Origin of the sequence: Pseudomonas rhodesiae (assembly GCF_007858255.1) — a bacterium.
Classification (GTDB): Bacteria; Pseudomonadota; Gammaproteobacteria; order Pseudomonadales; family Pseudomonadaceae; genus Aquipseudomonas; species Aquipseudomonas rhodesiae.
Genome location: NZ_VFEU01000022.1, coordinates 33175 through 58671 on the forward strand (window position 1 = coordinate 33175; position 25497 = coordinate 58671).

The window sequence follows — 25497 nt, forward strand, 5'->3', positions numbered from 1 at the left end:
ATGATCCCGACGCTGGACGTAACCGAGCGTCCGGCCCCGGCCCCGCGTGCCAAGGTGGAAGCCGGCGTCAAGCTGCGCGGCGCCGAGAAGGTTGCACGCATCCCGGTAAAGATCATTCCGACCACCGAACTGCCGAAAAAGCCTGACTGGATCCGCGTGCGCATCCCTGTCTCGCCGGAAGTCGACCGTATCAAAGCCCTGCTGCGCAAACACAAGCTGCACAGTGTGTGCGAAGAGGCCTCCTGCCCGAACCTGGGTGAGTGTTTCTCCGGCGGCACCGCCACGTTCATGATCATGGGTGACATCTGCACTCGCCGTTGCCCGTTCTGCGACGTCGGCCACGGCCGGCCGAAGCCACTGGACGTCAACGAGCCGGAAAGCCTGGCCATCGCCATCGCCGACCTCAAACTCAAGTACGTGGTGATCACTTCGGTGGACCGCGACGATTTGCGTGACGGCGGTGCCCAGCACTTTGCCGACTGCATTCGCGAAATTCGCAAACTGTCGCCGAACGTTGTGCTCGAAACCCTGGTGCCGGACTACCGTGGCCGTATGGACGTGGCGTTGGAAATCACTGCCGCCGAGCCGCCGGATGTGTTCAACCACAACCTGGAAACCGTGCCACGCCTGTACAAGGCCGCGCGTCCCGGTTCGGACTACCAGTGGTCGCTGACCCTGCTGCAGAAGTTCAAGCAGATGATGCCGCACATCCCCACCAAATCCGGCCTGATGCTGGGCCTGGGCGAGACCGATGAGGAAGTGATCGAAGTCATGAAGCGCATGCGCGAACACGACATCGACATGCTGACCTTGGGCCAGTACCTGCAACCATCGCGTAACCACTTGCCGGTGCAGCGTTTCGTGCACCCGGACACCTTCGCCTGGTTCGCCGAGGAAGGCTACAAGATGGGCTTCAAAAACGTGGCATCGGGCCCGCTGGTGCGTTCTTCGTACCACGCCGACGAGCAGGCCAAGCTGGTCAAGGCAAGCCTGATCTCCTGATCGGAGTTTAAATCCGGAATGGGAGGGGCTTATGTGGGAGGGGGCTTGCCCCTGATAGCGATAGGTCAGTCACTCATGTGCTGGCTGATCCACCGCTATCGGGGTAAGCCCCCTCCCACATTTCGTTGTGCGTTAACCAGGGAGAGTTGTGTATGACAACCGCCGTTCCAGCCCTTCGTTCTGAAGGCACCATCGCCCTGATCGCTCCCGCCGGCCCCGCAGCGCTGGACGTTGAAAAGGCCGGCCAATGGGTGCGCACCCGCGGCTACGACCTGCGGATTTTTGCTGGGGTGTATGAGCGTGACGGCTACCTCGCCGGCAGCGATGAGGTGCGCTTGCATGATCTGCACGCCGCCTTCGCCGACCCTGAAATCGATGCGATCTTCTGCCTGCGGGGCGGCTACGGCACGCCACGGCTGTTGGACTGTTTGGACTTCGACCTGCTGCGCGCCAACCCCAAACCCTTCGTCGGCTACAGCGACATCACCGCCTTGCACCTGGCCATCAACCGCTACGCGGGCTTCGTGACGTTCCACGGGCCGATGCTCAATGCCGACCTGTTGGGCGACAAGCAGCAACCCACCGAGTCCTCACTGTTCAGTCTGCTGCGTGGTCAACTGGGCGCGGGCAACCTCATCACGCACCCGGCGGCCTACCCGCTGACCACCATTGAGCCTGGCATCGCCTGTGGGCGTTTGCTGGGAGGCAACCTGTCGATGATTGCGGCGGTGATGGGCACGCCTTACGAAATCGACGCGCAGGGCATCATCTTGTTTATCGAAGACGTCAACGAGCCGATCTACCGCATTGACCGCCTGCTCACCCACCTGCGACTGGCGGGCAAATTGGCTCAGGTCGCCGGTGTGCTGGTCGGGGACGTGGCGGGAGTGGATAACGTCGCGCTGCAGCGCCTGCTCAAACAGACATTTGAACCGTTGTGCATTCCGGTGCTGGCCGGCTGGCGCAGTGGGCATTGCGATCCGAACCTGACCCTGCCGATGGGCGCGTGGGTGCGGCTGGATGCGGGGGAGCAGCGGGTGGTGTTGGAGCAGGATGTGGTCGTTACACTTTGAATCTGGGATCACTCGCTAAACCGTCATCGGGGGCAAGCCCCCTCCCACATTGATCAGTGATCGACATTACAACTTGGTCAGCTGTGGGAGGGGGCAAGTCCCCTCTCACATTGATCAGTGATCGACATGACAACTCGGTCAGCTGTGGGAGGGGGCAAGCCCCTCTCACATTGATCAGTGATCGACATGACAACTTGGTCAACTGTGGGAGGGGGCTTGCCCCCGATAGCATTAGCCGCCATCAGCCGATCTAGCGGTTTTGCAGCGACTCCAGCAACTTCACCGTCGGATACCCGTCCGCCGGCCAGCCCAGTGCCTGTTGCGCCGCGCGAATGGCCTTGCGGGTATTGGCGCCGATGATGCCGTCCGGGTTGCCCGCGTCGTAGCCTTTAGCGCTGAGTACCGTTTGCAGCTCAATGCGCTGTGAACGGCTCAGGGGCAGTTCATCCTTGGGCCAATCGCCACGAATCACACCGCCACCGCCGAACCGTTCGGACAGCAGGCCAACCGCCAGTGCATAAGACGACGAGTTGTTGTACTTGAGGATGGCGCGGAAGTTGTCCAGCACCAGGAACGCCGGCCCACGGTAGCCCGCAGGTAGCAGCAGGGCGGCGGACAGTTGGTCGACATTGGGCGGCATGCTGGCGCCTGGCGGCAACTGGAGGCCCAGTTTCAGCCATTCGCCAACGGTCTTGCGCGTGCCGCCGTCGGCCAGGGCGTAATCGAAGTTGCTTGGCAGTTGTTTGACCTCAAAGCCCCACGGCTGCCCTTTCTGCCATCCGGAGCTTTGCAAGTAGTGCGCGGTGGAGGCGAGGGCGTCGGCCGGGCTGTTCCAGATATCGCGGCGGCCGTCGCCGTCGAAGTCCACGGCGTGGGTGTTGTAGGTGGTGGGAATGAACTGGGTCTGGCCCATGGCCCCGGCCCAGGAGCCTTTCATCTGGTCGGCTGCGATATCGCCATGCTGGATGATCTGCAGGGCCGCCAGCAATTGTGCCTGGGCAAACGCCGGTCGGCGGCCTTCGTAGGCCAGGGTCGCCAGGGAGCGGATCACCGAGTTGTTACCCTGGAACTGGCCGAAGTTGCTCTCCATGCCCCACACCGAGACCAGCGCCTCTCGGTCGACGCCGTAGCGCTGCTCGATGCGTTGCAGAATATCGGCGTACTTGATCAGCAACGCCTGGCCATTGCGCACGCGCACCGGTGACAGGGCGCCGTCGAGGTATTCCCACACCGGGCGAGAAAATTCCGGCTGGCTGCGGTCGGCGCGAATCACCGCCATATCAGGCGTGACGTTGGCAAAGGCAGTATCGAAAACAGCGGGGGTGATACCGGCCTTTAGCGCCTCTGCACGAAAGCCAGCCTGCCATTCGGCGAAGGTCTGGGTCGGTTGGATATCCAGGTTGTCTACGGCCAGCGGAGCCACAACGGCGGGCGCTACCACAGGGGCGGGCTGAAGCGTCTGCAAGGGCTGGGCGTCGGCGGCGGTAGGTTTTTCCGCGCAGGCGACGAGCAGAATGAGGCTGGAGGCAGCGATCAATTGGCGCAGGTGCCAACGACGGGAAAGGCTAGAGGGCATGCACAGGTCCAGGGATTACAAATCAGGTGCAGACCTTATCATGCCAGAGGGGCGCTTGCCTTCAGGCAGCCAGAAAGTAAGAAGCCTCCCAGCTATTAGACTGGAAGGCTTCGCGGCGGTAGCTGCCTTTGCCCTTGCCGGCGCGTTCCTGACGGCTGCGGAACAGTGGCTGGGCGATGATGGATTTGGCCTTATTGGGGCCATGCTTGGATGGCTTTTTGCTCATGGTCGGGACTCTCGGTAGGTGGTTACAACGGCGCAAATCATCTGCCGAAGTTTGGCCGCTGTAAAGCCCGACAAGGTTTTTGAAATGTTAACGCGGTCAACAGATGGGAGGGCTATTCGGCGGGGAGTGTCAGGCGTTGCCCGGACATCAGCAGCGCCAAGCGACTCAGGCTCATCCATGGCGAACCGGCCGCTTGTCCCTTGATTTGCGCATCGATGCGCTGTGCTTCGAGCAGAAGCTGCGCCCAACGTTGCGCCGAGTGCCGTTGCAGGGCTTTGCTCATCAGGGGTTTGCGTTTGTCCCATACCGGTGGTCGTGCCTGGCTGAAACATTTGTCCAGCGGCGTACCTTGGCTGTATTGCAGGGAAATATTGGCCAGTACCCGCAACTCACGGGCCAGGGCCCAAAGAATCACCGGCGGCTCCACCCCTTCGCCGCGCAGCCCTTCGAGCATGCGCAGGGCATGGGCAGGTTCGCCGTTGAGAATCGCATCCACCAGCCCGAACACATCAAAGCGCGCGCTATCGGCCACGGCGCTTTGCACGGTTTCGACAGTGATCTGCCCGTCTTCGGCCATCAGCTTGAGCTTCTCGATTTCCTGGGCGGCGGCAAGCAAGTTACCTTCAACCCGGGCCGCGATCAGCTCGACCGCGTCTTGAGTCGCCGCCAGGCCCGATTGGGACAGGCGCTGACGAATCCATTGCGGCAATTGGTTACTGTCCACCGGCCAGATCTGGATGAACTGGGTCTGCGCGCCTTCCACCAACGCCTTGCCCCATTTGGTTTTCTGCGCACTGCCGTCGAGTTTGGGCAGGCTGATCAGCAACACCGTATCCTCGGCGGGGCGTGCGCAGTATTCCATCAGGGCAGAGGCACCTTTGTCGCCGGGCTTGCCTGAAGGCAGGCGCAGTTCCAGCAGGCGTTTTTCGGCGAACAGCGACATGCTCGCACCGGCTTGCAGCAAGGTGCCCCAGTCGAAGCTGGCATCCGCGCTGAAGACCTGGCGTTCATCGAAACCTTGCTGGCGAGCAGCCGTGCGAATGGCGTCGGCGGCTTCCTGGCACAGTAGCGGGTCGTCACCGCTGACAATGTAGACAGGCGCGAGGCCACCTTGCAGGTGTTTGGCGAGTTGGGCGGGAGCGAGTTTCATAGGCAGGGCGAACGGGGCGCCAGGGGCGCCCCGTCTGGCTTACTCAGCTGGTACCGGTACTTCGACAGGCGATTGTTTCGGCGTGTTGTCTTCGTACTCCTGTGCCGCTTTAAGCGCGTCGGCTTCTGCCTTGGCCTTGTCGTCAGCGGTGCGTTGCAGCACTTCCAGCTGTTCAGGTGTGAGCAGTTGCAGGCGCAACATCATGCGTTGAACCAGGTCGCGACGCATTTCCTTGCGCACTTGAACGACTTCCGAATCCGAACCCACCAGGTTGTTGCCGTCGTGGCTCACTACCTTCTGGATCTGAATCTTGTCATCCATCAACGGCAGGTGGTCACGGCCCTGCACCTCAAAGCTGAGCACGGTGCTCAGTTCGATGTCCGACGCACGGCCTGCGCTGGCGTAGCTCAGGTTACGTTGGGTTTCTTTCTCGTCCACCAGTACCAGCTTGTAGGGCGCGCCGGTGTAGACATGCACGCCGCTGTTTTCCAAGACCTGACGCAGTTGCGTCACGGTTTCGCCATAAGCGTTACGGGCGCTGACGTCCAATTCTTTGATGGACAGGTCATTGGTGCCCGTGCCGCGCAGCTGGAAGCCGCAAGCGCTCAGCAGCACGGCAAGGCCCATAACCAGCAAGTTGCGTTTGATCATTTTGTTGCTCCCCTTGAAACCAGGCGGGCCTTATCGCGGCCCTGAAGGTTTAGTTCGGCGCAGGGCTCAAGCCCTGCGCCCGATCCGATTAGCTGGCGACGATATTGACCAGTTTGCCTGGCACAACGATCACTTTGCGGATCGTCAGGCCTTCGGTAAAGCGCAGCACATTCTCGTTGCTGCGCGCGGCCGCTTCGACTTCTTCGCGGCTGGCGCTGGCTGGCATGTCGATCTGACCACGCAGTTTGCCGTTGACTTGGATGACCAGTTGCAACGTGTCCTGCACCAGGGCGCTGTCATCCTGTACCGGCCAGCGCGCATCGATGACCGCGTCGCTGTGGCCCAGGCGGCTCCACAGTTCGTGACTGATGTGCGGCGTGATCGGGGCCAGCAGCAGGGTGACCGTTTCCAGACCTTCCTGTACCAGCGCGCGATCCTGCTCGGTAGCCTGCGGGGCTTTTTCCAGCACGTTCATCAGCGTCATCACCTGGGCGATGGCGGTGTTGAACTTGTGGTTCTGGCCCACGTCTTGGCTGGCTTGCTTGATGGCCAGGTGGATGCTGCGGCGAATGGCTTTCTGCTCGTCGTTCAGCGCGGCCACGTCCAGCTTGGCCGGCAGACCCTGGCTGACATGGGCATGGGCCAGACGCCAGACGCGTTTGAGGAAGCGATGCGAACCTTCCACGCCGGAGTCGGACCACTCGGCGCTCATGTCGGGCGGCGAGGCGAACATCATGAACAGACGGCAGGTGTCGGCGCCGAACTGGTCGATCATCGACTGCGGGTCGACGCCGTTGTTCTTCGACTTGGCCATCTTCTCGGTGCCGCCGATTTCCACCGGCAGGCCGTCGGCGATCAGTTTGGCGCTGATGACCTTGGCTTTGCTGTCGCGTTCCAGCTCTACATCCGCCGGGTTGAACCAGGTGTAGGCGCCATTGGCTTCGCGGCGATAGTAGGTCTCGGCGATTACCATGCCTTGTGTCAGCAGGTTCTTGAACGGCTCGTTGGAGGTGACCAGGCCTTCGTCGCGCATCAGCTTGTGGAAGAAGCGCGCGTACAGCAGGTGAAGAATGGCGTGTTCGATACCGCCGATGTACTGGTCGACCGGCAACCAATGGTCGGCTGCGGTTTTTTCTACCAGGCCGCCTTCGTAGTGAGGCGAGGCGTAGCGCGCGTAGTACCACGAGGACTCGACGAAGGTGTCCATGGTGTCGGTTTCACGCTTGGCCGGCTGGCCGCATTTCGGGCAGCTGCACTCGTAGAACTCGGGCATGCGCGCCAGGGGCGAACCGGCGCCGTCCGGCACCACGTCTTCCGGCAGCACCACGGGCAGTTGATCTTCGGGCACCGGCACGTCGCCGCAGCTGGCGCAGTGGATGATCGGGATCGGGCAGCCCCAGTAGCGCTGACGGCTGATGCCCCAGTCGCGCAGGCGGAACTGGGTGCGCGAAGCGCCGAGGTTTTTCTTGATCAGCGCCACTTCGATGGCGTCGAAGGCGCCGGCGAAGTCCAGGCCGTCGAACTCACCGGAGTTGATCAGGGTGCCGTGCTCGCCATACGCGTCTTGCCATGGTGCCGGGTTGCTGTCGCCCGAGCTGGTGCGCACTACGGTTTTGATCGGCAGGTTGTACTGGGTCGCAAATTCGAAATCGCGCTCATCGTGCGCCGGCACGGCCATTACCGCGCCATCGCCGTAGTGCATCAGCACGTAGTTGGCGACCCATACTGGCAACTTCTCGCCGGTCAGCGGGTGCTCGACGAACAATCCGGTCGGCAGGCCTTTCTTCTCTTGGGTGGCGACGTCGGCTTCGGCCACGCTACCGCCTTTGCATTCGGCGATGAATGCCTGCAGCTCAGGGTTATTCTGCGCGGCCTGGGTGGCCAGCGGGTGTTCGGCGGCCACGGCGACGTAGGTCGCGCCCATGAGGGTGTCGGGACGGGTGGTGAACACTTTGAGGGTGCCCGCTTCGCCGATGGAGTCGACGTTGTACGGGAACTGTACTTCCATGCCCTTGGATTTGCCGATCCAGTTGCGCTGCATGGTCTTGACCTGTTCCGGCCAGCCCGGCAGATCATCCAGGCTCGACAACAGCTCATCGGCGTAGGCGGTGATCTTGAAGTAGTACATCGGGATTTCGCGCTTTTCGATCAGCGCGCCGGAACGCCAGCCGCGACCGTCGATCACCTGCTCGTTGGCCAGTACGGTCTGGTCGACCGGGTCCCAGTTCACGGTGCCGCTCTTTTTGTAGATCACACCTTTTTCGAACAGGCGCGTGAACAGCCATTGCTCCCAGCGGTAGTAGTCCGGCTTGCAGGTGGTCACTTCACGGGACCAGTCCACGGCCAGGCCCAGGCTGCGCAGCTGGGTCTTCATATAGGCGATGTTTTCGTAGGTCCACTTGGCGGGCGCTACATTGTTTTTCATCGCGGCGTTTTCCGCCGGCATGCCAAAGGCGTCCCAACCCATGGGTTGCAGGACGTTTTTGCCTTGCATGCGCTGGTAACGGGAGATCACGTCGCCGATGGTGTAGTTGCGCACATGCCCCATGTGTAGCTTGCCGCTGGGGTAAGGGAACATCGACAGGCAGTAGAAAGTCTCCTTGCCCGGCTGTTCACTGACTTCAAAGGACTTCTGCTCGTCCCAGAAGGCTTGGGCGGCATTTTCTATTTCACGGGGCTGATATTGTTCGTGCATGGCTACTTTTTGAACTGAATAGGGGTGGCCTAATCCTCTTCGGTGCATTGTCCGGGTAGATCGACACCCAAAAGCGCCGCATCCGTGCCCAAACCCTGCGGGAAGTGGAGTTACAGGAAGCGCCGTAGCATACATGACCCCACTCTATCGAGGGAAACCCTGATTGCGCGGCCAAGGCCGTCTGTCGCGGCGCCGGGCAGGCGCAGCCACGGGGGCTACGCTGTTTATTGGGGAGCAAGTCTTTCTTCAATGAGGTGAGGGGATGGTTGAATCGCAGCGAATCGCAACGAAACCGGAAATCTACGAAGGACTGATCGACCGATTGGGTCGTGCATTGGATGCAGCGAGAACTGCGGGCCGATTGCGTGATGAGCGGCCTGTGGAGTTGGAACTGCGCGGTTTGAGCCGCGCGGAATTGGAACTGATCAAGGCTTATCTGGAACGCAACAAGTGCAGTGCGCCTCCCATGGCGGCAACCCCGCCAGTCAAGGAGCCCACGCAGTCTGCCAAGGTGGTGTGGCTCAAGGATTTGCCGGCCGGTCGTGGCCCGGAGAGATTCCGGTCCGCCCGCTGCAAGTAGTTCGCTCCCCCCTGAACAACACCATTTAAACGTGCAACTTTCTAGATTGTCGCTAGACCCCGTTACACCTTAGGCTTCGGGCATCTGTGGAGATGCCCGATGCCTATTCGTTATTTCATCAAACAACTGCTCCTGCCGCCCGGCATTCTCTTGCTGCTGCTGGCGTTTGCCTGGTGGTTTCGCCGTAGCCGCCCGAGGTTGGCCGGTTGCTGCTTTGCCCTGGGCCTGGGCGGTATGTGGTTGATCAGCCTGCCCGTGATGGTGGAGTGGGGCGCCCGTGCGCTTGAGACCGAGCCGCCATTGGCTCGGGAGGACTGGTCCACCCTGGCCCAACGCGCCGACGCCATCGTAGTGTTGGGTTCCGGGCGTGAGCGAGGCGATCCCGCGTGGGGCGCCGATCAGCCTACGGGCATTGGGCTGGAACGCCAGCGTTACGCCGCGCGCTTGGCCAAAGCGTCGGGGTTGCCGGTACTGACCACCGGAGGTTTGCATTACGGCACGCCCCCCAGCGAAGCGCAGTTGATGGCGGTGTCGATGCAGGATGACTTTGGCGTCACGGTGCGTTGGAAGGAAGAACGCAGCCGTACCACCTGGGAGAACGCGCAAATGAGCGCCGAGATTCTATTGCCCGAGGGTATCAAGCGCGTGGTCGTGGTCACCCAGGCCTGGCATATGCCGCGCTCGGTGTGGAGCTTTGAAAAGGCCGGTTTCACCGTCGTACCGGCCCCGGTCGGTTTTTTGGGGGTGGATAATGCCCGTCCTCTGGGCGGTTGGATGCCGGAATTCAAATCGGTGTGGCAGAGCGGGCAGTTGATTAACGAAGCGGTCGGGCAGGTGGGGTATCGATTGTTTTATCGCTGAATTGCGTCATAAGAAATCAGCCGTTGGGCTGATTTAGAGAAGGTCAGTTTTCGGTATGAACGCAATGTTCTAACTGGCCTTATGGCGCAAGCAGTCAGACGTCTTTTTGTTTGTAAGATATGTAGGCCGCTCTGGTGTGCGTAGTGCCTTAGGTACTGTGTGATGAATATGAGCTAATAACTTTTCGTTGTTATGTTGATTGACTGTTTATGGCGATTCGTAACCCTTGGTTATGTAAGTTTTAGATTAATGCATGGTCATTTAAAAGCTGTTGTATGAGTAAGTTGTTTTTGCTTGTGCGGGTTCGCTGCGCGCCGTAATTTTTTGTGCGTTGATAACGTGGAATTTTTAAGAAGGTGGCTGCCACTAGTCTGTGCGAACACTGACGCTGCGCAGTGCGACAAATTAAACTTGCGGGGTGAATTAATCGCTCCTCTCGTGCATTAAGTTGTCGCAGGTGTTTCCGTGGCGAGCTATGTGCTAACTGAGCTAGAGAGGCGGAGTTGTGTGAATATATTGTCAGCAGCAAATAATCACCGAATAAGCCGTTTGGGTAATGCCTTTGTCGGTGAAGAGGCTCCTGCTACAGCTGGAGCGGGAAACTGGTCAGCGAAACCAGGTGAGCATTTCACGGCTTACAGCCCTAACGTTCTTGGCCCTTTAAAACAGGACGACGCGCAATTAGGTCAAACGCTGACGACGTTGCTTTTGTTATTGAAAAACGTCACCGACAGCTTGAAACAGTTTTTGGATGCCGACGCGATATTGCCGGCGCCCGCAAACGACGTAGCGCCCAAGCCACCCTCGATTATCCCGCCCAAACCGCGTGAACTCGAAGCGCTGCCAGCAGTTGATATCAAGGTCAGGCACCTCGTAGACCGCTTGCCTGTGGCTGACGAGGAGCTTGATCCGTTTGATGCACTGGACTTCGCTGATGGCAAGCATGGCGGCGCGGGCGTTGCACTTGAGGATTATGAATGGCGGCGGATATGGAGCGAAGTGATCAATGAAGACGATTGGGCGATGGAGTTGTCTGGAAAACCCAAGGGGCAAAAACCGGATGATCTGAAAGCGGGGGTGTCCTGGCAATACAAGCCGTACCCGTGGTTGGGCCATGACAGCCGTGTTCCTTATTTGGAAGTCATTAAGTTGGCCATGTCGAAGTATGGCCAGAGTGTGGACAGTGTCCTGGAAAAAGTAACGGCCGTGCCTGGCGGGTACGACATCATTATGAAAGATGGTGTCGCGTTGAACATCACTCATAAAGAGTTGCACTTGGCGTCCAAGGCCTGTGGGTTTGTGGGGTTCGACGAAGGCATGGTGAACGATGCTTCATTTTTATTTGGGGTTCTGTGCAAGCGCATCTATTTGACTGAGCAAGCGAAGCACTTCGCCGACAATGAACCTTGGACGCGCCCATCGGCTGAAAAAGGTCCGAAAATGCGCACCTATGCCGGTGTATTAGCGCTCACGCCATTTAATACGAACAAACATGAAATTCTGGCGGCGCTTGGATTGCGCGACGCGATCAGCACCACCGAACTGGCCAAAGGTCCTCGTGAAAGAAAGGTACGGCAACATAATTACTGAGCCTCTGATGGAAGATATTTCAAGGGTTATTAGGGCTATCTGTTGATGAGTGCCGGTTAGTTTTGGCTGGCCGTGGCAGTTAATGAAAACCAGGGAGAAAAAGGTATGAGTCATTCGGTTGCCAGCCCCGTAAATGGTTACTACGGGCGTTATCAGGCTGAGGTGCATAAAAGTTATGTGGGTGCGGCGCCTGAAAGGCCGCACGGGGCAGGGGCGTTCGACAGGGCTGCAAGCCCCGATGCCGCAGCAGCCAATAGTGCGGCCCCCCATGCCCAGGCTTCGTTCTCCGCGATCACTGACATGTTGCGCGAGTTAAATAACATGATCACTACGCTGTCCGCACGCATGGGTGGGCAGCAGCACAGGCCATTACCCGCTGCTACGTTGACCCCTGATCAAACACGATCAGTGCTTGCGCCCCATAGCCCGCCATTGGAACGCTCGGCGCTCGGCGTAGATTCGCATTCAGATGTTCCCGGGACGCCGCATCGAAAATTTATCCGGGGCAACGCAGAGAATGCCGGCATAAAACCGACCCATATTTGGGGGGCGTTCTCTCAGGAAGGGCTGGGTAACTGCGTCACCGTCAGTGCAATCAAGGCTGCCATGGCTAAGTTCGGCCATAACCCTCATGGCATCTACAAGCAAATCACCGAAGTTAAGGACGGTTTTGAAGTCACCATGCGGGACTCTTTCAAGTTGCATATTTCCTTTGAGGAATTGGAAGAGGCCCAAGAAGGTGCCGGGCTTAGGCCGGGTCACTCGGAGGATGTTCTGATCAATGCGCAGTTTTTATACGCCGTCAGTGCCAAACGAGCGCAGCTTGAAAACAATGATGGAGACGCTGAGGACAGCTTCGAGGATGCCATGGTGACGCTGGCCGATGGAGAGCTTGCGGGCGAGGGGCTTATTCGCCTGGGATTGCGGGCGCACATGGCGCCTACCACCGTGAGGGAACTGGCCGAGGGTGCCATCGGAGTTCTCTGCAATGGGCCGCACCAAATGGCGGTAGTCGATGGCGCGCTTGATATGTGGGGCACCAAGACCAGCGTCTATAAGGACTTTCATTGGCGTTATGGCGCCAAACTGATCTAAACCAATCAAGTGAGTAAGGAATACTGCTGATGAGCGTGTCCAGAATCGCTAACAGTTTTTACGAAGGGCGTTACGGTCAGCCTGTCACCGCCCAGCGCAACAATAACGAAAACACCTATTCATCGTACCGGTCGCCTCTCAATAAGCCGTCCGCAAACCAGGCGTATGCCAGCCTCGACAACGGAGCAGAGCCCGGCAATTCATTGATCAAGGGCGATGCGGATTCACCCAGCGTTATCCCGACGAATATCTTTCGCGATTTCTACCAGGGCGGCAGTGGAAATTCGGTGGTTATTTCGGCGATTAAACTGGCCATGATGGAGTTTGGCCACAACCCTCATCATATCTATAAAAAAATAGAGGCAACGGCTGATGGGTTCAATGTGAGGATGAGGGACGGCTATAAGCTCTTCATTACTCATGACGAAATTCGGCAGGCTGCCGCCGCTTCGGGATTTATAGGCGACGGTTCCAATGATGTGCTGGTTAACGCCCAGTTTTTATATGCGGTCAGCGCCAAACGCATGCAGCTCGACAAGTTTTACGAGCGCAGCAGTGAAACCTTTGCCTCGGCGCTGCAAATGCTCAGTTCAGGTGATTATCCAGGTGAGGCATTACGACGGTTGGGGCTGAAGCACCAGATGGTCGCCGCGTCGATGCGCGAGCTACGAAAGGGCGGAACGGGCTCGATGTATACCCCCGGCCATATGCTGGCCGTTGTCGACGGTCACATGGATTATTACGGGCGACGCGTGAAACTGGCTGGGTCGGGCATGGCAATCACCGGCAGAATCGCCATGACGCTAAGGTAGAGTGCAAGGGCTTTCTCCTCGGAGAAAGCCCTGCCTGCGGGTGGGGCTCTTGTCAGCCGATTTTCGACAGGCGGCCCGCCAGCAGCGCCCAGCCAAACAGCCCCAGACACACGATGATCAACGGCCACGAACGCCATTGCAGGTACGGCGTCAGGTTATGCATGGGCACCACTTCGCCATACAGGATGCCGCGTTCGAACTGCGGGATCTGCACGGTGATCTGTCCGAACGGGTTGATCAGCCCGGTCACGCCGTTGTTGGTGGCGCGGATCATCCAGCGCCCTGCTTCCAGCGCACGCATCTGCGCCATTTGCAGGTGTTGCAGAGGGCCGATGGAGCGCCCGAACCAGGTGTCGTTGCTGATGGTCAGCAACAGGTCGCTCTGGGCTGAAAGGCCAGCGGCAAACTCGGGGTAAACCACTTCGTAGCAGATGAACGGGGCGATCTGATAGCCCTTGGCTTGCAGCATGGCCTGGTCGGAGGGGCCACGGGCAAAGTCCGACATCGGCAGGTCGAAGAACGCAATCAGCCCGCGCAATATGTCCTGCAACGGTACGTACTCACCGAAAGGCACCAGTTTTTGCTTCAGGTAGGTGCCGTCGCCTTCGCCCACTACGGTGATGCCATTGAAGTAACGCTTCTGGTGGTGCACTTCCTGACGAATCGGCACGCCGGTAATCAGCGCGGTATGCCGGTCGGCCGCGAACCGCCCCATCATCCCCAGGTAACCCTCCACCGACTCCTTGAGCACCGGCACCGCTGTTTCGGGCCAGACCAGCAGGTCCACAGGCTTGGAGCTGAAACTCATGTCGCGGTACAGCGCCAATTGCGCATTGAGCTGCTGCGGGTCCCACTTCATGCTCTGTTCGATGTTGCCCTGGATCGCGGCCACCTTCAGCGGAGCGCCGGATGGCTCGGTCCAGGCATGATGTTTGAGCGCCAGCCCGATGCCCCATGGCGCGACCAGCAGCACCAGGCCCGCGGCGACAAAGCCATTGCGTTTGGCGGCCAGCAGGCGCGGCAGGTTGCACAGCACCGCAGCCGTGAGCGCCAGGGCAAAGGAAATCAGCCACATCCCGCCGAGCGGGGCCAGCCCTGCCAGTGGGCCATCGAGTTGACTGTAGCCGGAATAGAGCCACGGGAAACCGGTGAGGAACCAGCCGCGAAAGGCCTCTTGACCGACCCATAGCGCGGCGAATGTCAGGGCGTCCGCCAGCGGCGCTTCGTTGCGGCGTAGCCAGCGTGCCCACAGCCAGGCGGGCAGGGCGAAGAACCAGGCAATGGCGGCCGTGAACAACAGCATCAGGAACCCCGCCAGCAGCACCGAAGCGCCGCCGAAGTGGTGGATGCTGTAGTAGATCCAGCTGGTGCCGGCACCGAACAGGCCGAAACCGAAGCACCAGCCACGCCCCAAGGCCTGGCGCGGTGTGAGCTCTCGCAGGCCGATATAGAACAGCCCGACGGCCACCAGCGCAAACGGCCACAAATCGAACGGCGCCAGCGCCAGGGTAGTGATGGCGCCGGCCACCACGGCCAGCAGGTTACCGGGCCAGCCGGGTGCGATAAGACGGCGCATGTCAGTCCTTAGCGGGCGATAGGTGTCAGGCGAATCAAGTGGATACGACGGCTGTCGGCATTCAGGATGCGGAAGCGATAGGCGCCGATTTCGGTGGTTTCGTTGCGCTTGGGCAGGTGGCCAAACGCGCTCATCACCAAACCGCCCACTGTGTCGAACTCGTCGTCGGAGAATTCGCTGTCGAAGAACTCGTTGAAGTTCTCGATCGGCGTCAACGCCTTGATCAGGAAGTCGCCGCTGGGCAGGGGCTTGATGTAGCTGTCTTCTTCGACGTCGTGTTCGTCTTCGATGTCGCCGACGATCTGTTCCAGTACGTCTTCGATGGTCACCAGGCCCGCCACGCCGCCGTATTCGTCAATCACGATGGCCATGTGGTTGTGGTTGGCGCGGAATTCGCGCAGCAGCACGTTCAGGCGCTTGGACTCGGGCACGAAGGTGGCCGGGCGCAGTAGATCCTTGATGTTGAAGCTGTCGCCGTTCTCTTTGAGGATCAGCGGCAGCAGATCCTTGGCCAGCAGCACGCCCATGACGTCGTCATGGCTTTCGCCGATCACCGGGTAGCGCGAGTGCGCCGAGTCGATCACGGCCGGGAGGAACTCCCGTGGGGTCTGGGTCGCCTTGATGCTGATCATCTGCGAACGCGGGACCATGATGTCCCGGACCTGCAGGTCAGCCACTTGGATGGCGCCTTCGACGATGGCCAGCGCTTCGCTGTCCAGCAACTTGTTCTGATGGGCCTCGCGCAGCAGCTCCAGCAGCTCCTGGCGGTTTTTCGGCTCGTGGGCAAAAGCCTGGGTCAGTTTACCCAGCCATGACTTCTGCCCGTTGCTCGATCGGTCTTCGCTCATAGCGATTACTCTGAATCCTTTGTTGTTACAGTTGAGTGTTTTTTAAGCTTCGTCATCGGCATAAGGGTCGGGATGACCCAATTGCGCAAGCAACGTTCGTTCCAGTGCTTCCATTTCCTCGGCTTCGTCATCGTCTATATGGTCGTAACCCAAGAGATGCAAGCAGCCGTGGATGACTAGATGGGCCCAGTGCGCCTCAAGTTCCTTGCCTTGTTCCCTGGCTTCACGCTCGACGACTTCGACGCAGATCACCAGGTCGCCCAGCAATGGAATGTCCAGCAACTCGTCGGGAACATCGGCGGGGAAGGACAACACGTTGGTCGCGTAGTCCTTGTGGCGCCAGGTGTGGTTCAGCTCGCGGCCCTCGGCCTCGCCCACCAGACGGATGGTCAGCTCCGAGTCGGCGCTGCGCTGGCGCAGTGCCAGTGCACACCATTGGCGAAACTGCTCCTCGCTGGGGGCTGGCGCGTCGGTGGCCAGCTGTAGATCCAGTTCAAGCATCGCCGCGAACGTCCTTGGCCGGGGCACCATCGCGATGGTCGAAGCGCTCGTAGGCTTCGACAATGCGCTGCACCAGCGGGTGGCGCACCACGTCCTTGGGCATAAAGTGCGTGAAGCTGATACCCGGAACGTCCTTGAGTACCTCGATCACCTGGGCGAGGCCGGACTTTGTGCCCTTGGGCAGGTCGACCTGGGTGACGTCGCCGGTAATCACGGCCGTGGAGCCGAAACCGATACGGGTGAGGAACATCTTCATCTGCTCGACGGTGGTGTTCTGGCTTTCGTCGAGGATGATGAAACTGTTGTTCAAGGTACGGCCGCGCATGTAGGCCAGCGGAGCGATCTCGATCACCTGGCGCTCGATCAGCTTGGCCACATACTCGAAGCCGAGCATCTCGTAGAGCGCGTCATAGAGCGGGCGCAGGTACGGGTCGATCTTCTGGGCCAGGTCACCGGGCAGGAAACCGAGCTTTTCACCGGCCTCGACCGCTGGGCGTACCAGCAGAATGCGGCGTACTTGCTCGCGTTCCAGCGCATCGACCGCGCAGGCCACGGCCAGGTAGGTCTTGCCGGTACCGGCCGGGCCGATGCCGAAGTTGATGTCGTTGCCGAGGATTTCCTTGACGTAGCGCTGCTGATTCAAGCCGCGTGGGCGAATCATGCCTTTCTTGGTACGCAGGGCCACGCTGGCTTCGGCTACAGGGTTGTTGGCCAGGTCTTCCACTGCCGACTCCTGCAGGTACAGGTGCACGGTTTCCGGTGACAACTCGCTGCCCTTCGTCTCGCGGTAGAGACGGCGCAGCAGGTTTTCTGCGGACGTGGTGTGCTGGGGGTCGCCAATGAGTTCGAACTGATTGCCGCGGTTGCGGATCTCGATGCTCAGGCGTTGTTCGATCAGACGCAGGTGCTCGTCGAACTGTCCGCACAGATTGGCGAAACGGCGAGCCTCAAACGGCTCGAGGAGAAAACGATGGGGTTCTGCTATGGGTGCGTTCAAGGTTGCTTTTAGCCGCCCTTTGGCTGTTTAAGTGAAAGAGAGGATAACGCCAGTGACGCGGGTACGAAAGCACTTACGTCATTGGAATGTTGCACGGTTCCAATGTAGGTGGGGGGCTCGCCCCCGATAGCGGTGTGCCGGCAATAAAATGAGTGGTCTGATTCGCCGCCATCGGGGGCAAGCCCCCTCCCACGTTTATTGCACCAGCGAGCCGCGCAACGAATGCGGCTGCGCCGCATCGATGTGCACATCGGCAAACTGACCGATCAACGTTGGATTATCACAACGGAAATTGACGATCCGGTTGTTCTCGGTGCGGCCTTGCAGTTCGCCGGGGTCTTTCTTGGAATAGTCGGTGACCAGGATGCGCTGGATCGAACCGACCATTTGTCGGCTGATCTCGAAGCCCTGCTGATTCAGGCGATGTTGCAGGGCATTCAGACGTTCTTTTTTCACGGTCTCCGGGGTTTCGTCCACCAGGTCCGCCGCCGGGGTGCCGGGGCGTTGGCTGTAGACGAACGAGTAGGAGAAGTCGAAGCCGACGTCTTCGATCAGTTTCATGGTTTGCTGGAAATCTTTCTCGGTTTCGCCGGGGAAACCGACGATAAAGTCCGAGCTGATGCAGATCCCCGGTACGGCCGCGCGCAATTTGCGCAGCTTGGATTTGTATTCCAGGGCCGTGTGGTTGCGCTTCATGGCCGCCAGAATGCGATCCGAGCCCGATTGCACCGGCAAATGCAGGTGTTTGACCAGTTCCGGCACTTCGGCGTGGGCCTGGATCAGGCTGTCGGAGAATTCCAGTGGGTGCGAGGTGGTGTAGCGGATGCGCTCGATGCCGTCCACCGCCGCGACCACGCGGATCAGTTCGGCAAGGTCCGCCAGCCGCCCGTCGTGGGTCTGGCCGCGATAACCGTTGACGTTCTGACCCAGCAGCGTCACTTCGCGCACGCCGTTCTCGGCCAGGTGGATGATTTCCGACAGCACATCGTCAAATGGACGGCTGACTTCTTCGCCACGGGTGTAGGGCACCACGCAGAACGTGCAGTACTTGCTGCAACCTTCCATCACCGACACATAGGCGCTGGGCCCGTCGATGCGCGGCTCGGGCAAGTGGTCGAATTTTTCGATTTCAGGAAATGACACGTCAACCTGCGGCAGCTTGCTGGTGCGCGCGGCGTCGATCATCTCGGGTAGGCGATGCAGGGTCTGCGGGCCGAAAACCACGTCGACATAGGGCGCGCGATCGCGAATCGCAGCGCCTTCCTGACTGGCCACGCAACCGCCGACGGCGATCACCATGTCCGGGTTGGCCAGTTTCAATTCGCGCCAACGACCCAGCTGCGAGTACACACGGTCCTGGGCCCGTTCACGGATCGAGCAGGTATTGAGCAGGATCACGTCGGCATCTTCGGCGCGGGCGGTGACTTCCAGGGCCTGGTGTTCGCCCAGCAGGTCCACCATGCGCGAGCTGTCGTACTCGTTCATCTGGCAACCGTGGGTTTCGATGTAAAGCTTCTTGGCCATGGGAATCGTCAACTGGTGGTAAAGAACCGCGCATTATAGGGGGCATGCCCATTGGTTCCTAGCGCTGTGCATCGGGTGCCATGCTATAGTTCGCGCCCTCTTTTATATCCCCGATGTGTTATTCGCCCACCATGACCAAACGTGAAGCTCCAATCTACAAGGTGATTTTCCTCAACCAGGGCCAGGTGTTCGAGATGTACGCCAAGCAGATCTATCAAAGTGATCTGTGGGGCTTCCTGGAAGTGGAAGAGTTCGTCTTTGGCGAGCGCACCCAGTTGGTCGTCGATCCGGGCGAGGAAAAGCTCAAGGCGCAGTTCGAAGGTGTGGTGCGCAGCTTTGTGCCGATGCACTCGATCGTGCGCATCGATGAAGTCGAGCGCCTGGGTACACCGAAGATCAGCGAAGCACGGGGCATGAGCAATGTCATGCCGTTTCCGATGCCGATGCCTGAGAAGTAAGGCTGTTGCGGGGAGGGAGCAAGTTCCCTCGCCCGAGAATGGAATCAAGGCAGGGGCGAGAAGGGCGAGCGCCCGTCGGCGCTTTGCAATTCCAGCAGGTACTTGCGGAAGATCTGACCCAGTACCTGGGTAGCCACTTCCAGTTCATCGCGCTGCATGTGTTCGGCGACTTCGTCGGCGGTGTCCAGCGCGTCTTCGGCGCCGTTGACCGCCGCCATTTTCAACACGATGTAAGCCTGGACGTTATTGGCCGGCACACCTTCACCGTGGAAGAACATGTTGCCCAGCTCGAATTGCGCCTGCGCGTGGCCCTGTAACGACGCTTTTTCGAAATAGCTCAGGGCTTTGTTGAGGTCGCGAGCGGGGTTTTTGCTGTCATGGTAGTACTCGCCCAACTCGTATTGCGCCTGGGCATCCCCGTCGTCGGCCTGTTTCTGGCACGCGCTCAGCGCTTCGGCCTGGCTGTCTGGCTGGGTATTGAGGGTGCAACGACCCATCGCTGGGATTAACAACGAGTTGCCGCCTGCTTGTGCATGTGCCAGCAGCGGCTGAAGGAGCAACAGGCAGCCCAGAACCAGGGTGCGGCCGGTGCGTTTCATGGGAATCGACTTACCTCTGACGGGGCGCGCGGACCCTCGTGGGATCCAATAAGCGCGCATTATGAAATAAGCAGGCCCCTGCTTACAAAGTCTTTACTCGTTTTTCTGCTGGTTGGGCAAGTTATCTGCCGGATTGCAGGTTATTTCTCGAAAAAACTCGGAAATATCCGTAGGCAAAGTAGTCCATCAGGCGCCACTGGGGTGGCGCCTACCGGTTTCAAATGTTTATTTCAGAGCGGCGAAGGCGCGTTCAGCGGCATCCAGGGTCAGTTTCAACTCGGCGTCGCCATGGGCGATGGAGGTGAAACCGGCTTCGAACGCGCTTGGCGCCAGGTAAACGCCGCCCTCGAGCATCAGGTGGAAGAAGCGCTTGAACAGGTCCGCATCGCTGCCCATCACGTCGTCGAAGGTGACGATATCGTCGGCGCCGCTGAAATACAGGCCGAACATACCGCCGGCCTGGGTGGTGACGAATGGGATACCGGCCGCATCGGCGCGCTGTTGCAGGCCGTCGAGCAGGCGGGTGGTGTAGTCGGTCAGTTCGGCGTGGAAGCCCGGACGGCTGATCAACCGCAGGGTGGTCAGGCCGGCGGCCATGGCCAGCGGGTTACCCGACAGCGTGCCGGCCTGGTACACCGGGCCCAGTGGGGCGATGTGCTGCATGATTTCGCGCTTGCCGCCGAAGCAGCCCACCGGCATACCGCCGCCGATGATCTTGCCGAAGGTGCTCAGGTCCGGCGTGACGCCGTAGTACGCCTGCGCGCCGCCCAAGGCGACGCGGAAACCGGTCATCACCTCGTCGAAGATCAGCACCACGCCATGTTTGTCGCATTGCTCGCGCAGGCCTTCGAGAAAGCCCGGCGCCGGCGGTACGCAGTTCATGTTGCCCGCCACCGGCTCGACGATGATGCACGCCACGTCCTGGCCGACTTCACTGAGCATGTGCTCCACGGCGGCGATGTCGTTGAAGGGCAGGGTCAGGGTGTGTTTGGCGAACGCCGCCGGCACACCGGCCGAGCTCGGTACGCCTTGGGTCAGCGCGCCGGACCCGGCCTTGACCAGCAGGCTGTCGGAGTGGCCGTGGTAGCAGCCTTCGAACTTGATGATGCTGTCGCGCCCGGTAAAGCCGCGAGCCAGGCGGATCGCACTCATGGTGGCTTCGGTGCCGGAACTGACCATGCGCACCATCTCCATCGACGGCACGATGGAGCACACCAGGTCAGCCATCTCGGTTTCCATGGCGGTTGGCGCGCCATAGGACAGGCCGTGTTCCAACTGCTTGCGCACGGCGTCCAGCACGTCCGGATGGCTGTGGCCGAGGATCATCGGACCCCACGAGCCCACGTAGTCCACGTAGCGCTTGTCGTCTTCGTCAGTGACGTAGGCGCCTTCGGCATGTTTGAAGAACAACGGCGTGCCGCCCACGCTTTTGAACGCACGCACGGGGGAGTTCACACCACCGGGGATGTGTTTCTGGGCACTGGCAAACAGGGTTTCGGAACGGGACATGAGCGGGCTCTCTAAACTGAAGATTTAAGAAGGTCGTTGAAGGCACGGGCGCGGCGCGTCACTTCCTGGGTGCTGTCGGCACCGAACAGGCCGTGGACCACGGCGAGCAGGTCGGCGCCCTGGGCCACCAGCGGTTCGGCGTTCTCCAGGGTGATGCCGCCGATCACGCAGATGGGCACATGCAGGCGCTGATGCGCTTCGGCCAGCATCTCCAGCGTGGCGGCCGGGGCGCCGGGCTTGGTGTTGGAATTGAAGAAGCGGCCAAAAGCCACGTAACTGGCGCCTTCCTTGGCGGCCTGTTCGGCCAGTTCGATCTGGCTGTGGCAGGTGGCGCCGATAATGGCTTTGGGGCCGAGCAACGCACGGGCCGGGGTGAGCGGGCCGTCGGTCTGGCCCAAGTGCACGCCGACGCCCAGGCGCGCGGCCAGTTCGGCGTCGTCGTTGATGATCAGTTGGGTCTTGTAGCGCGAGCACAGTTCTCGCAGCTTTTCGGCTTCGCGCAGGCGGCGCGCGTCATCGCTGCTTTTGTCGCGGTACTGCAGCAGGGTCACGCCACCGTCCAACGCCGCTTCGACGTAGGCGAGGAATTTGCCGGCCAACAGTTGGCCGTCGGTTATGGCGTAAAGGCCACGTAATTTCATCGGGCATGTCCCTTGAAGTGGCGAGCAGGCGCCTACGAGCAGAAATCCAGCGGCAGCCGGCGCGGTACGAACTGGCCCTGGCCGAGTTGTTCGGCGTCACGCAGCGTGCGCCAAGTGTAGTTGAGGGCCGATTGCACGGCGCTGACCAGGCCCTCGCCCTGGGCGAGACGCCCGGCCAAAGCACTGGCCAGCGTGCAGCCCGAACCGTGATAGCTGCCCGGCAGGCGCTGACAGGTGAAGGTCTGGCGCGTGCCGTCGCGGCTATACAGGCGGTTGTGCACTTCATGCTCGTCGCCATGACCACCGGTGATCAACAGGTGTTTGATAAACGGCAGCAGCTTGTCGGCGCACTCGTCCGCCGTGCCTTCGGGCAGTTCGGCGAGGATACGTGCCTCGGGCAGGTTAGGCGTGGCGATCAGCGACAGCGGCAACAACCGCTCACGCATCGCGTAGCCCACTTCGTCCTTGCCCAGGCTACCGCCGCCGCCGGCGCGCAGCACCGGGTCGCAGACCACCGGCAGGTGCGGGTGCGCCTGCAGCAGCTCGACCACGGTGTCGACCATCGCGGTGGAGCCGAGCATGCCCAGCTTGACCGCCGCCACCTCGGAGTCGCTGAGCACGGCGTTGGCCTGGGCCAGCACCCACTCGCGGTCGAGCACGCGGAAGTCGCTGACGTTCACCGTGTTCTGCACGGTCAGCGCGGTAACGGCCGGAGCCGCATGGCAACCCTGGGCGAGCAGGGCTTCGATATCTGCCTGCAAGCCGGCGCCACCACTGGGATCATGGCCGGAGAGACAGAGGACAACAGGGCGAGAGCTGTAGATATTCATGGTGGGCGAGCTTACCACCAAACGCTTTTTGCGTGGCCTTCGGGCGGTGGCTGAATGTTGTCGCACCCGCCGAGTTTCTTTTGCTGCCTGAAACCCTGAAAAACAGCGCTGAAAGCCTTGATCTAGAGCCTTTCAAAAAATTATTTCAATGGTGTCCAATGGCCTGCAACGGCTATGCTAGAGTGGATTCAAACAACTTATCTGTACCGCCGGTGTACGTCTTCTCAAAAGGAATGGGGGGCTTTTGATATAACCGGACAGGCCACGCTGGGGCTCTATGCGCTATTTGCTGATTCTATTGTTGTGCGGGCTGCCGATGCTCGCCAGCGCCATTGAGTTCAACCAGGACACCCGAAGCCTGCCCCTGGGCCGAGCCCTGCAAGTGCTCGAAGACCCGAGCGCCGCCCTCACCATTGGCGATGTCAGCGCGCCTTCCGCGCTCGCGCAATTCAAGCTCCACGATAAGGACACCCTCAACGCCGGCTATTCGCGCTCGGTGTTCTGGCTCAAGCTCAATCTGCACTATGTGCCCCACAACGCCGAGGCCCGACGCTCCTGGCTGCTGGAGCTGGCGTACCCGCCGCTGGACCATCTGGACCTGTACCTGCCCGACAGCACGGGCACCTATCGTTTGGTCAGGCGCACTGGAGATGCGTTGCCGTTCGCCAGCCGCGAGATCCGTCAGAACAACTACCTGTTCAAGTTGGATTTCACCCCGGGCGAGGATAAAACCGTTTATCTGCGGGTGCAGAGCGAGGGTTCGATCCAGGCGCCGCTGACCCTCTGGTCTAGCACCGCGTATCTGGAACAGCAGCCGCTGCGCCTGTATGTGCTGGGTCTGATCTATGGCGTGTTGCTGGGAATGCTGGTTTATAACCTGTTCATCTACCTCAGCGTGCGCGACACCAGCTACCTGTATTACATCTTCTATATCGCCTCGTTCGGTCTGTACCAGTTATCGGTCAACGGCGCGGCGGTGGAATATTTCTGGCCCAACAACCCTTGGTGGGCGAACGCCGCGACACCGTTTCTGATCGGCGCGTCGGCGCTGTTCGGCAGTCTGTTCGCGCGCAGCTTTTTGCACACCGCTCAACACAGTCGCTGGATCAACCGTGTGTTGCTGGCGCTGGTGGCGTGCGGGGCAGTGGTCATGCTGCTGTCGTTGATGACCAGCTACGCTCTGGCGTTGCGACTGGCCACGGGCCTGGCGCTGGTGTTCACCGTGACCATCTTCGTCGCCGCCATCAAGGCCTGGTACTGCGGGCAGAGGGTGGCGCGTTACTTCATCATCGCCTGGTCGGCGTTCCTGCTGGGCGGGGTGGTCAACACCCTGATGGTGCTGGGCTATCTGCCCAATATGTTCCTGACCATGTACGCCAGTCAGATCGGTTCGGCGATTGAAGTGGCACTGCTGTCCCTGGCCCTGGCCGACCGCATCAATGCCATGCGCGAGCAGCAGGCGCAGATTCTGTTCGATGCCAGCCAAAAGCTCGAAGTGCTTAACTCCCAATTGGCCCGCAGCAACCGGCTCAAGGATGAGTTTCTCGCCACCCTGACCCACGAACTACGCACGCCGATGAACGGCGTGATCGGTTCCCTGGAACTCATGCAGACGGTGCCCCTGAGTCACGATCTGGCCCAATACCATCAGACCGCCGCCGGCTCCGCGCGGGACATGATGCGCATGGTCAATGGCATCCTCACCCTCACCGAATTGCAGGCCGGTCGCCTGAGTGCGCAACACCGCGTGTTCAGCCTGCGTGGCGTGCTCGACAGCCTGCGCCAGCAATTTAATACCAGCGCCCAGGGCAAGGGCCTGGCGTTTTCCATCGACGTGGCGGATGAGCTGCCGGACCGTCTGGAGGGGGACGTCGACAAGCTTATTCAGTGCCTGGATTGCCTGCTGGACAATGCCTTCAAATTCACCCACGAAGGTTCGGTACGCCTGCGCGTGGTGGGAGTGCCTCACCGCGACGGCGGCGTGCACCTGAGTTTTATCGTGACTGACACCGGCATTGGTTTTGCCTCCCTGGATGAGGCCACGCTGTATCAGCGCTTCTTCCAACTGGATGGCTCGACCACCCGCGAATACGGCGGGTTGGGCATCGGTCTGGCGATCTGCCGGCAATTGATCGAACTGATCGGCGGGCGCCTCACCCATCATTCCGAACCCCGCAAGGGCAGTCGCTTCCAGCTCGAAATGCAGGTGCGATCGGTGCCGTCCGAAGCCAAGCCGGCGCCGGCCCGGCAACGAGCGCCGCAGGATTGCGTGGTGTTGTTGGTGGATGACAACAGCGTCGGTCAACTGGCCGTGCGCGGCATGCTGCTCAAGCTCGGCTATCGGGTCAAAACCGTGGACAGTGGCCCTGCGGCGCTGGAGGCGCTGCAAGCGCAAGCGTTTGACGCGGTTTTGTTGGACCTTCCCGAAAGAAGCTTCTCTGTGTGCTGTCAGATCCGCGCGCTGCCTGGTGGGGGAGAATTGCCGGTGATCGCCCTGGGTACATCGTCGAATGTGCCTGAGCGAGAGCGGTGCCTGGGCGTAGGTGTCACTGAGCGTTTGACCAAACCGGTGCGTTTCGAGGCGCTGCAAGCGGTGATGGAGCGCTGCGTGCTAGGGGTTTTAGAGGGTGAAAGCGCCGCGCATTCGGCGCGTATGTCACTTTTTTAAGCGCGGTAGCGATGCTTAACTGAAAAAACCGGCCT

The 25497-nt window shown here is 60.3% G+C and carries 23 protein-coding genes; 9 read left to right on the plus strand and 14 right to left on the minus strand.

What is annotated here, in order from left to right; translation table 11 throughout:
- Complete coding sequence (lipA, locus tag FIV35_RS23020) at nt 1-1002, plus strand: lipoyl synthase (protein WP_162276709.1); 1002 nt, start codon at nt 1-3, stop codon at nt 1000-1002.
- Between the two features lie 152 nt (nt 1003-1154).
- Nucleotides 1155-2075: a S66 peptidase family protein gene (locus FIV35_RS23025; protein WP_034139420.1), complete on the plus strand. Its 921-nt coding sequence runs from the start codon at nt 1155-1157 to the stop codon at nt 2073-2075.
- Nucleotides 2076-2325: 250 nt separating this feature from the next.
- On the opposite strand, the gene FIV35_RS23030 is transcribed toward FIV35_RS23025, so the two are convergent.
- From FIV35_RS23030 to leuS, 5 genes are all read right to left on the minus strand, one after another.
- A complete protein-coding gene (locus FIV35_RS23030) occupies nt 2326-3651 on the minus strand; it encodes a lytic murein transglycosylase (RefSeq protein ID WP_034139419.1) in 1326 nt (441 codons plus the stop codon).
- Between the two features lie 61 nt (nt 3652-3712).
- Nucleotides 3713-3877 (minus strand): alternative ribosome rescue factor ArfA, encoded by a 165-nt coding sequence (arfA, locus tag FIV35_RS23035; RefSeq protein WP_003176285.1) that lies wholly within the window; start codon nt 3875-3877, stop codon nt 3713-3715.
- A gap of 112 nt (nt 3878-3989) precedes the next feature.
- Nucleotides 3990-5027 (minus strand): DNA polymerase III subunit delta, encoded by a 1038-nt coding sequence (gene holA, locus FIV35_RS23040; protein ID WP_034139418.1) that lies wholly within the window; start codon nt 5025-5027, stop codon nt 3990-3992.
- A 39-nt stretch (nt 5028-5066) separates the two neighbouring features.
- On the minus strand, nt 5067-5678 hold the full coding sequence (locus FIV35_RS23045; protein WP_034139417.1) for an LPS-assembly lipoprotein LptE: 612 nt from the start codon (nt 5676-5678) through the stop codon (nt 5067-5069).
- Nucleotides 5679-5766: 88 nt separating this feature from the next.
- Complete coding sequence (leuS, locus tag FIV35_RS23050) at nt 5767-8373, minus strand: leucine--tRNA ligase (protein WP_034139416.1); 2607 nt, start codon at nt 8371-8373, stop codon at nt 5767-5769.
- 262 nt (nt 8374-8635) lie between these two features.
- Here leuS and FIV35_RS23055 point away from each other — a divergent pair, with 262 nt between their 5' ends.
- The 5 genes from FIV35_RS23055 (at nt 8636) to FIV35_RS23075 (ending at nt 13311) form a co-directional block, all read left to right on the plus strand.
- Nucleotides 8636-8953 (plus strand): hypothetical protein, encoded by a 318-nt coding sequence (locus tag FIV35_RS23055; RefSeq protein WP_034100902.1) that lies wholly within the window; start codon nt 8636-8638, stop codon nt 8951-8953.
- Nucleotides 8954-9052: 99 nt separating this feature from the next.
- Nucleotides 9053-9814 (plus strand): YdcF family protein, encoded by a 762-nt coding sequence (locus tag FIV35_RS23060; protein ID WP_034139415.1) that lies wholly within the window; start codon nt 9053-9055, stop codon nt 9812-9814.
- A gap of 507 nt (nt 9815-10321) precedes the next feature.
- Nucleotides 10322-11404 (plus strand): hypothetical protein, encoded by a 1083-nt coding sequence (locus tag FIV35_RS23065; protein ID WP_146375072.1) that lies wholly within the window; start codon nt 10322-10324, stop codon nt 11402-11404.
- Nucleotides 11405-11509: 105 nt separating this feature from the next.
- A complete protein-coding gene (locus FIV35_RS23070; RefSeq protein ID WP_231980900.1) occupies nt 11510-12499 on the plus strand; it encodes a hypothetical protein in 990 nt (329 codons plus the stop codon).
- A gap of 29 nt (nt 12500-12528) precedes the next feature.
- Entirely contained in the window at nt 12529-13311 is a 783-nt protein-coding gene (locus FIV35_RS23075; RefSeq protein ID WP_052199007.1) for a hypothetical protein, read from the plus strand.
- Nucleotides 13312-13363: 52 nt separating this feature from the next.
- On the opposite strand, the gene lnt is transcribed toward FIV35_RS23075, so the two are convergent.
- From lnt to miaB, 5 genes are all read right to left on the minus strand, one after another.
- Nucleotides 13364-14887: an apolipoprotein N-acyltransferase gene (lnt, locus tag FIV35_RS23080; protein ID WP_034115195.1), complete on the minus strand. Its 1524-nt coding sequence runs from the start codon at nt 14885-14887 to the stop codon at nt 13364-13366.
- Between the two features lie 8 nt (nt 14888-14895).
- The gene (locus FIV35_RS23085; protein ID WP_010206772.1) at nt 14896-15735 is read right to left on the minus strand and encodes a CorC family transporter; all 840 of its coding nucleotides are present in this window, start codon (nt 15733-15735) and stop codon (nt 14896-14898) included.
- Nucleotides 15736-15777: 42 nt separating this feature from the next.
- Nucleotides 15778-16236, minus strand: a complete 459-nt coding sequence (ybeY, locus tag FIV35_RS23090) for an rRNA maturation RNase YbeY (RefSeq protein WP_034100899.1) — start codon at nt 16234-16236, stop codon at nt 15778-15780.
- On the minus strand, nt 16229-17233 hold the full coding sequence (locus FIV35_RS23095; RefSeq protein WP_034100898.1) for a PhoH family protein: 1005 nt from the start codon (nt 17231-17233) through the stop codon (nt 16229-16231). The genes ybeY and FIV35_RS23095 overlap by 8 nt, the downstream gene beginning before the upstream one ends.
- A gap of 195 nt (nt 17234-17428) precedes the next feature.
- On the minus strand, nt 17429-18757 hold the full coding sequence (gene miaB / locus FIV35_RS23100) for a tRNA (N6-isopentenyl adenosine(37)-C2)-methylthiotransferase MiaB (protein ID WP_034100897.1): 1329 nt from the start codon (nt 18755-18757) through the stop codon (nt 17429-17431).
- A 131-nt stretch (nt 18758-18888) separates the two neighbouring features.
- Between miaB and FIV35_RS23105 the strand changes: the two genes are divergently transcribed.
- Nucleotides 18889-19215 (plus strand): DUF1820 family protein, encoded by a 327-nt coding sequence (locus FIV35_RS23105; protein ID WP_003215457.1) that lies wholly within the window; start codon nt 18889-18891, stop codon nt 19213-19215.
- Nucleotides 19216-19259: 44 nt separating this feature from the next.
- Here the strand turns inward: FIV35_RS23105 and FIV35_RS23110 are convergent, their stop codons facing one another.
- The 4 genes from FIV35_RS23110 to FIV35_RS23125 form a co-directional block, all read right to left on the minus strand.
- A complete protein-coding gene (locus FIV35_RS23110) occupies nt 19260-19814 on the minus strand; it encodes a tetratricopeptide repeat protein (RefSeq protein WP_034100891.1) in 555 nt (184 codons plus the stop codon).
- A 225-nt stretch (nt 19815-20039) separates the two neighbouring features.
- The gene (gene hemL, locus FIV35_RS23115) at nt 20040-21323 is read right to left on the minus strand and encodes a glutamate-1-semialdehyde 2,1-aminomutase (protein WP_034139414.1); all 1284 of its coding nucleotides are present in this window, start codon (nt 21321-21323) and stop codon (nt 20040-20042) included.
- 11 nt (nt 21324-21334) lie between these two features.
- Nucleotides 21335-21964 (minus strand): thiamine phosphate synthase, encoded by a 630-nt coding sequence (thiE, locus tag FIV35_RS23120; protein WP_034100889.1) that lies wholly within the window; start codon nt 21962-21964, stop codon nt 21335-21337.
- Nucleotides 21965-21996: 32 nt separating this feature from the next.
- On the minus strand, nt 21997-22794 hold the full coding sequence (locus FIV35_RS23125; RefSeq protein ID WP_034100888.1) for a hydroxymethylpyrimidine/phosphomethylpyrimidine kinase: 798 nt from the start codon (nt 22792-22794) through the stop codon (nt 21997-21999).
- A gap of 277 nt (nt 22795-23071) precedes the next feature.
- On the opposite strand from FIV35_RS23125, the gene FIV35_RS23130 reads away from it, so the two are divergent.
- Nucleotides 23072-25462 (plus strand): hybrid sensor histidine kinase/response regulator, encoded by a 2391-nt coding sequence (locus FIV35_RS23130; protein ID WP_034139413.1) that lies wholly within the window; start codon nt 23072-23074, stop codon nt 25460-25462.
- The last annotated feature ends 35 nt before the right edge of the window (nt 25463-25497 follow it).

Coding starts and splice junctions, on each gene's coding strand:
- FIV35_RS23060 (WP_034139415.1), top strand. CDS start 9,053: ATGCCTATTCGTTATTTCATCAAACAACTGCTCCTGCCGCCCGGCATT.
- FIV35_RS23030 (WP_034139419.1), bottom strand. CDS start 3,651: ATGCCCTCTAGCCTTTCCCGTCGTTGGCACCTGCGCCAATTGATCGCT.
- lnt (WP_034115195.1), bottom strand. CDS start 14,887: ATGCGCCGTCTTATCGCACCCGGCTGGCCCGGTAACCTGCTGGCCGTG.
- lipA (WP_162276709.1), top strand. CDS start 1: ATGATCCCGACGCTGGACGTAACCGAGCGTCCGGCCCCGGCCCCGCGT.
- FIV35_RS23070 (WP_231980900.1), top strand. CDS start 11,510: ATGAGTCATTCGGTTGCCAGCCCCGTAAATGGTTACTACGGGCGTTAT.
- hemL (WP_034139414.1), bottom strand. CDS start 21,323: ATGTCCCGTTCCGAAACCCTGTTTGCCAGTGCCCAGAAACACATCCCC.
- FIV35_RS23130 (WP_034139413.1), top strand. CDS start 23,072: ATGCGCTATTTGCTGATTCTATTGTTGTGCGGGCTGCCGATGCTCGCC.
- FIV35_RS23125 (WP_034100888.1), bottom strand. CDS start 22,794: ATGAATATCTACAGCTCTCGCCCTGTTGTCCTCTGTCTCTCCGGCCAT.
- thiE (WP_034100889.1), bottom strand. CDS start 21,964: ATGAAATTACGTGGCCTTTACGCCATAACCGACGGCCAACTGTTGGCC.
- FIV35_RS23075 (WP_052199007.1), top strand. CDS start 12,529: ATGAGCGTGTCCAGAATCGCTAACAGTTTTTACGAAGGGCGTTACGGT.
- FIV35_RS23025 (WP_034139420.1), top strand. CDS start 1,155: ATGACAACCGCCGTTCCAGCCCTTCGTTCTGAAGGCACCATCGCCCTG.
- FIV35_RS23110 (WP_034100891.1), bottom strand. CDS start 19,814: ATGAAACGCACCGGCCGCACCCTGGTTCTGGGCTGCCTGTTGCTCCTT.
- FIV35_RS23055 (WP_034100902.1), top strand. CDS start 8,636: ATGGTTGAATCGCAGCGAATCGCAACGAAACCGGAAATCTACGAAGGA.
- arfA (WP_003176285.1), bottom strand. CDS start 3,877: ATGAGCAAAAAGCCATCCAAGCATGGCCCCAATAAGGCCAAATCCATC.
- FIV35_RS23045 (WP_034139417.1), bottom strand. CDS start 5,678: ATGATCAAACGCAACTTGCTGGTTATGGGCCTTGCCGTGCTGCTGAGC.
- miaB (WP_034100897.1), bottom strand. CDS start 18,757: ATGGCCAAGAAGCTTTACATCGAAACCCACGGTTGCCAGATGAACGAG.
- FIV35_RS23085 (WP_010206772.1), bottom strand. CDS start 15,735: ATGAGCGAAGACCGATCGAGCAACGGGCAGAAGTCATGGCTGGGTAAA.
- FIV35_RS23105 (WP_003215457.1), top strand. CDS start 18,889: ATGACCAAACGTGAAGCTCCAATCTACAAGGTGATTTTCCTCAACCAG.
- ybeY (WP_034100899.1), bottom strand. CDS start 16,236: ATGCTTGAACTGGATCTACAGCTGGCCACCGACGCGCCAGCCCCCAGC.
- holA (WP_034139418.1), bottom strand. CDS start 5,027: ATGAAACTCGCTCCCGCCCAACTCGCCAAACACCTGCAAGGTGGCCTC.
- leuS (WP_034139416.1), bottom strand. CDS start 8,373: ATGCACGAACAATATCAGCCCCGTGAAATAGAAAATGCCGCCCAAGCC.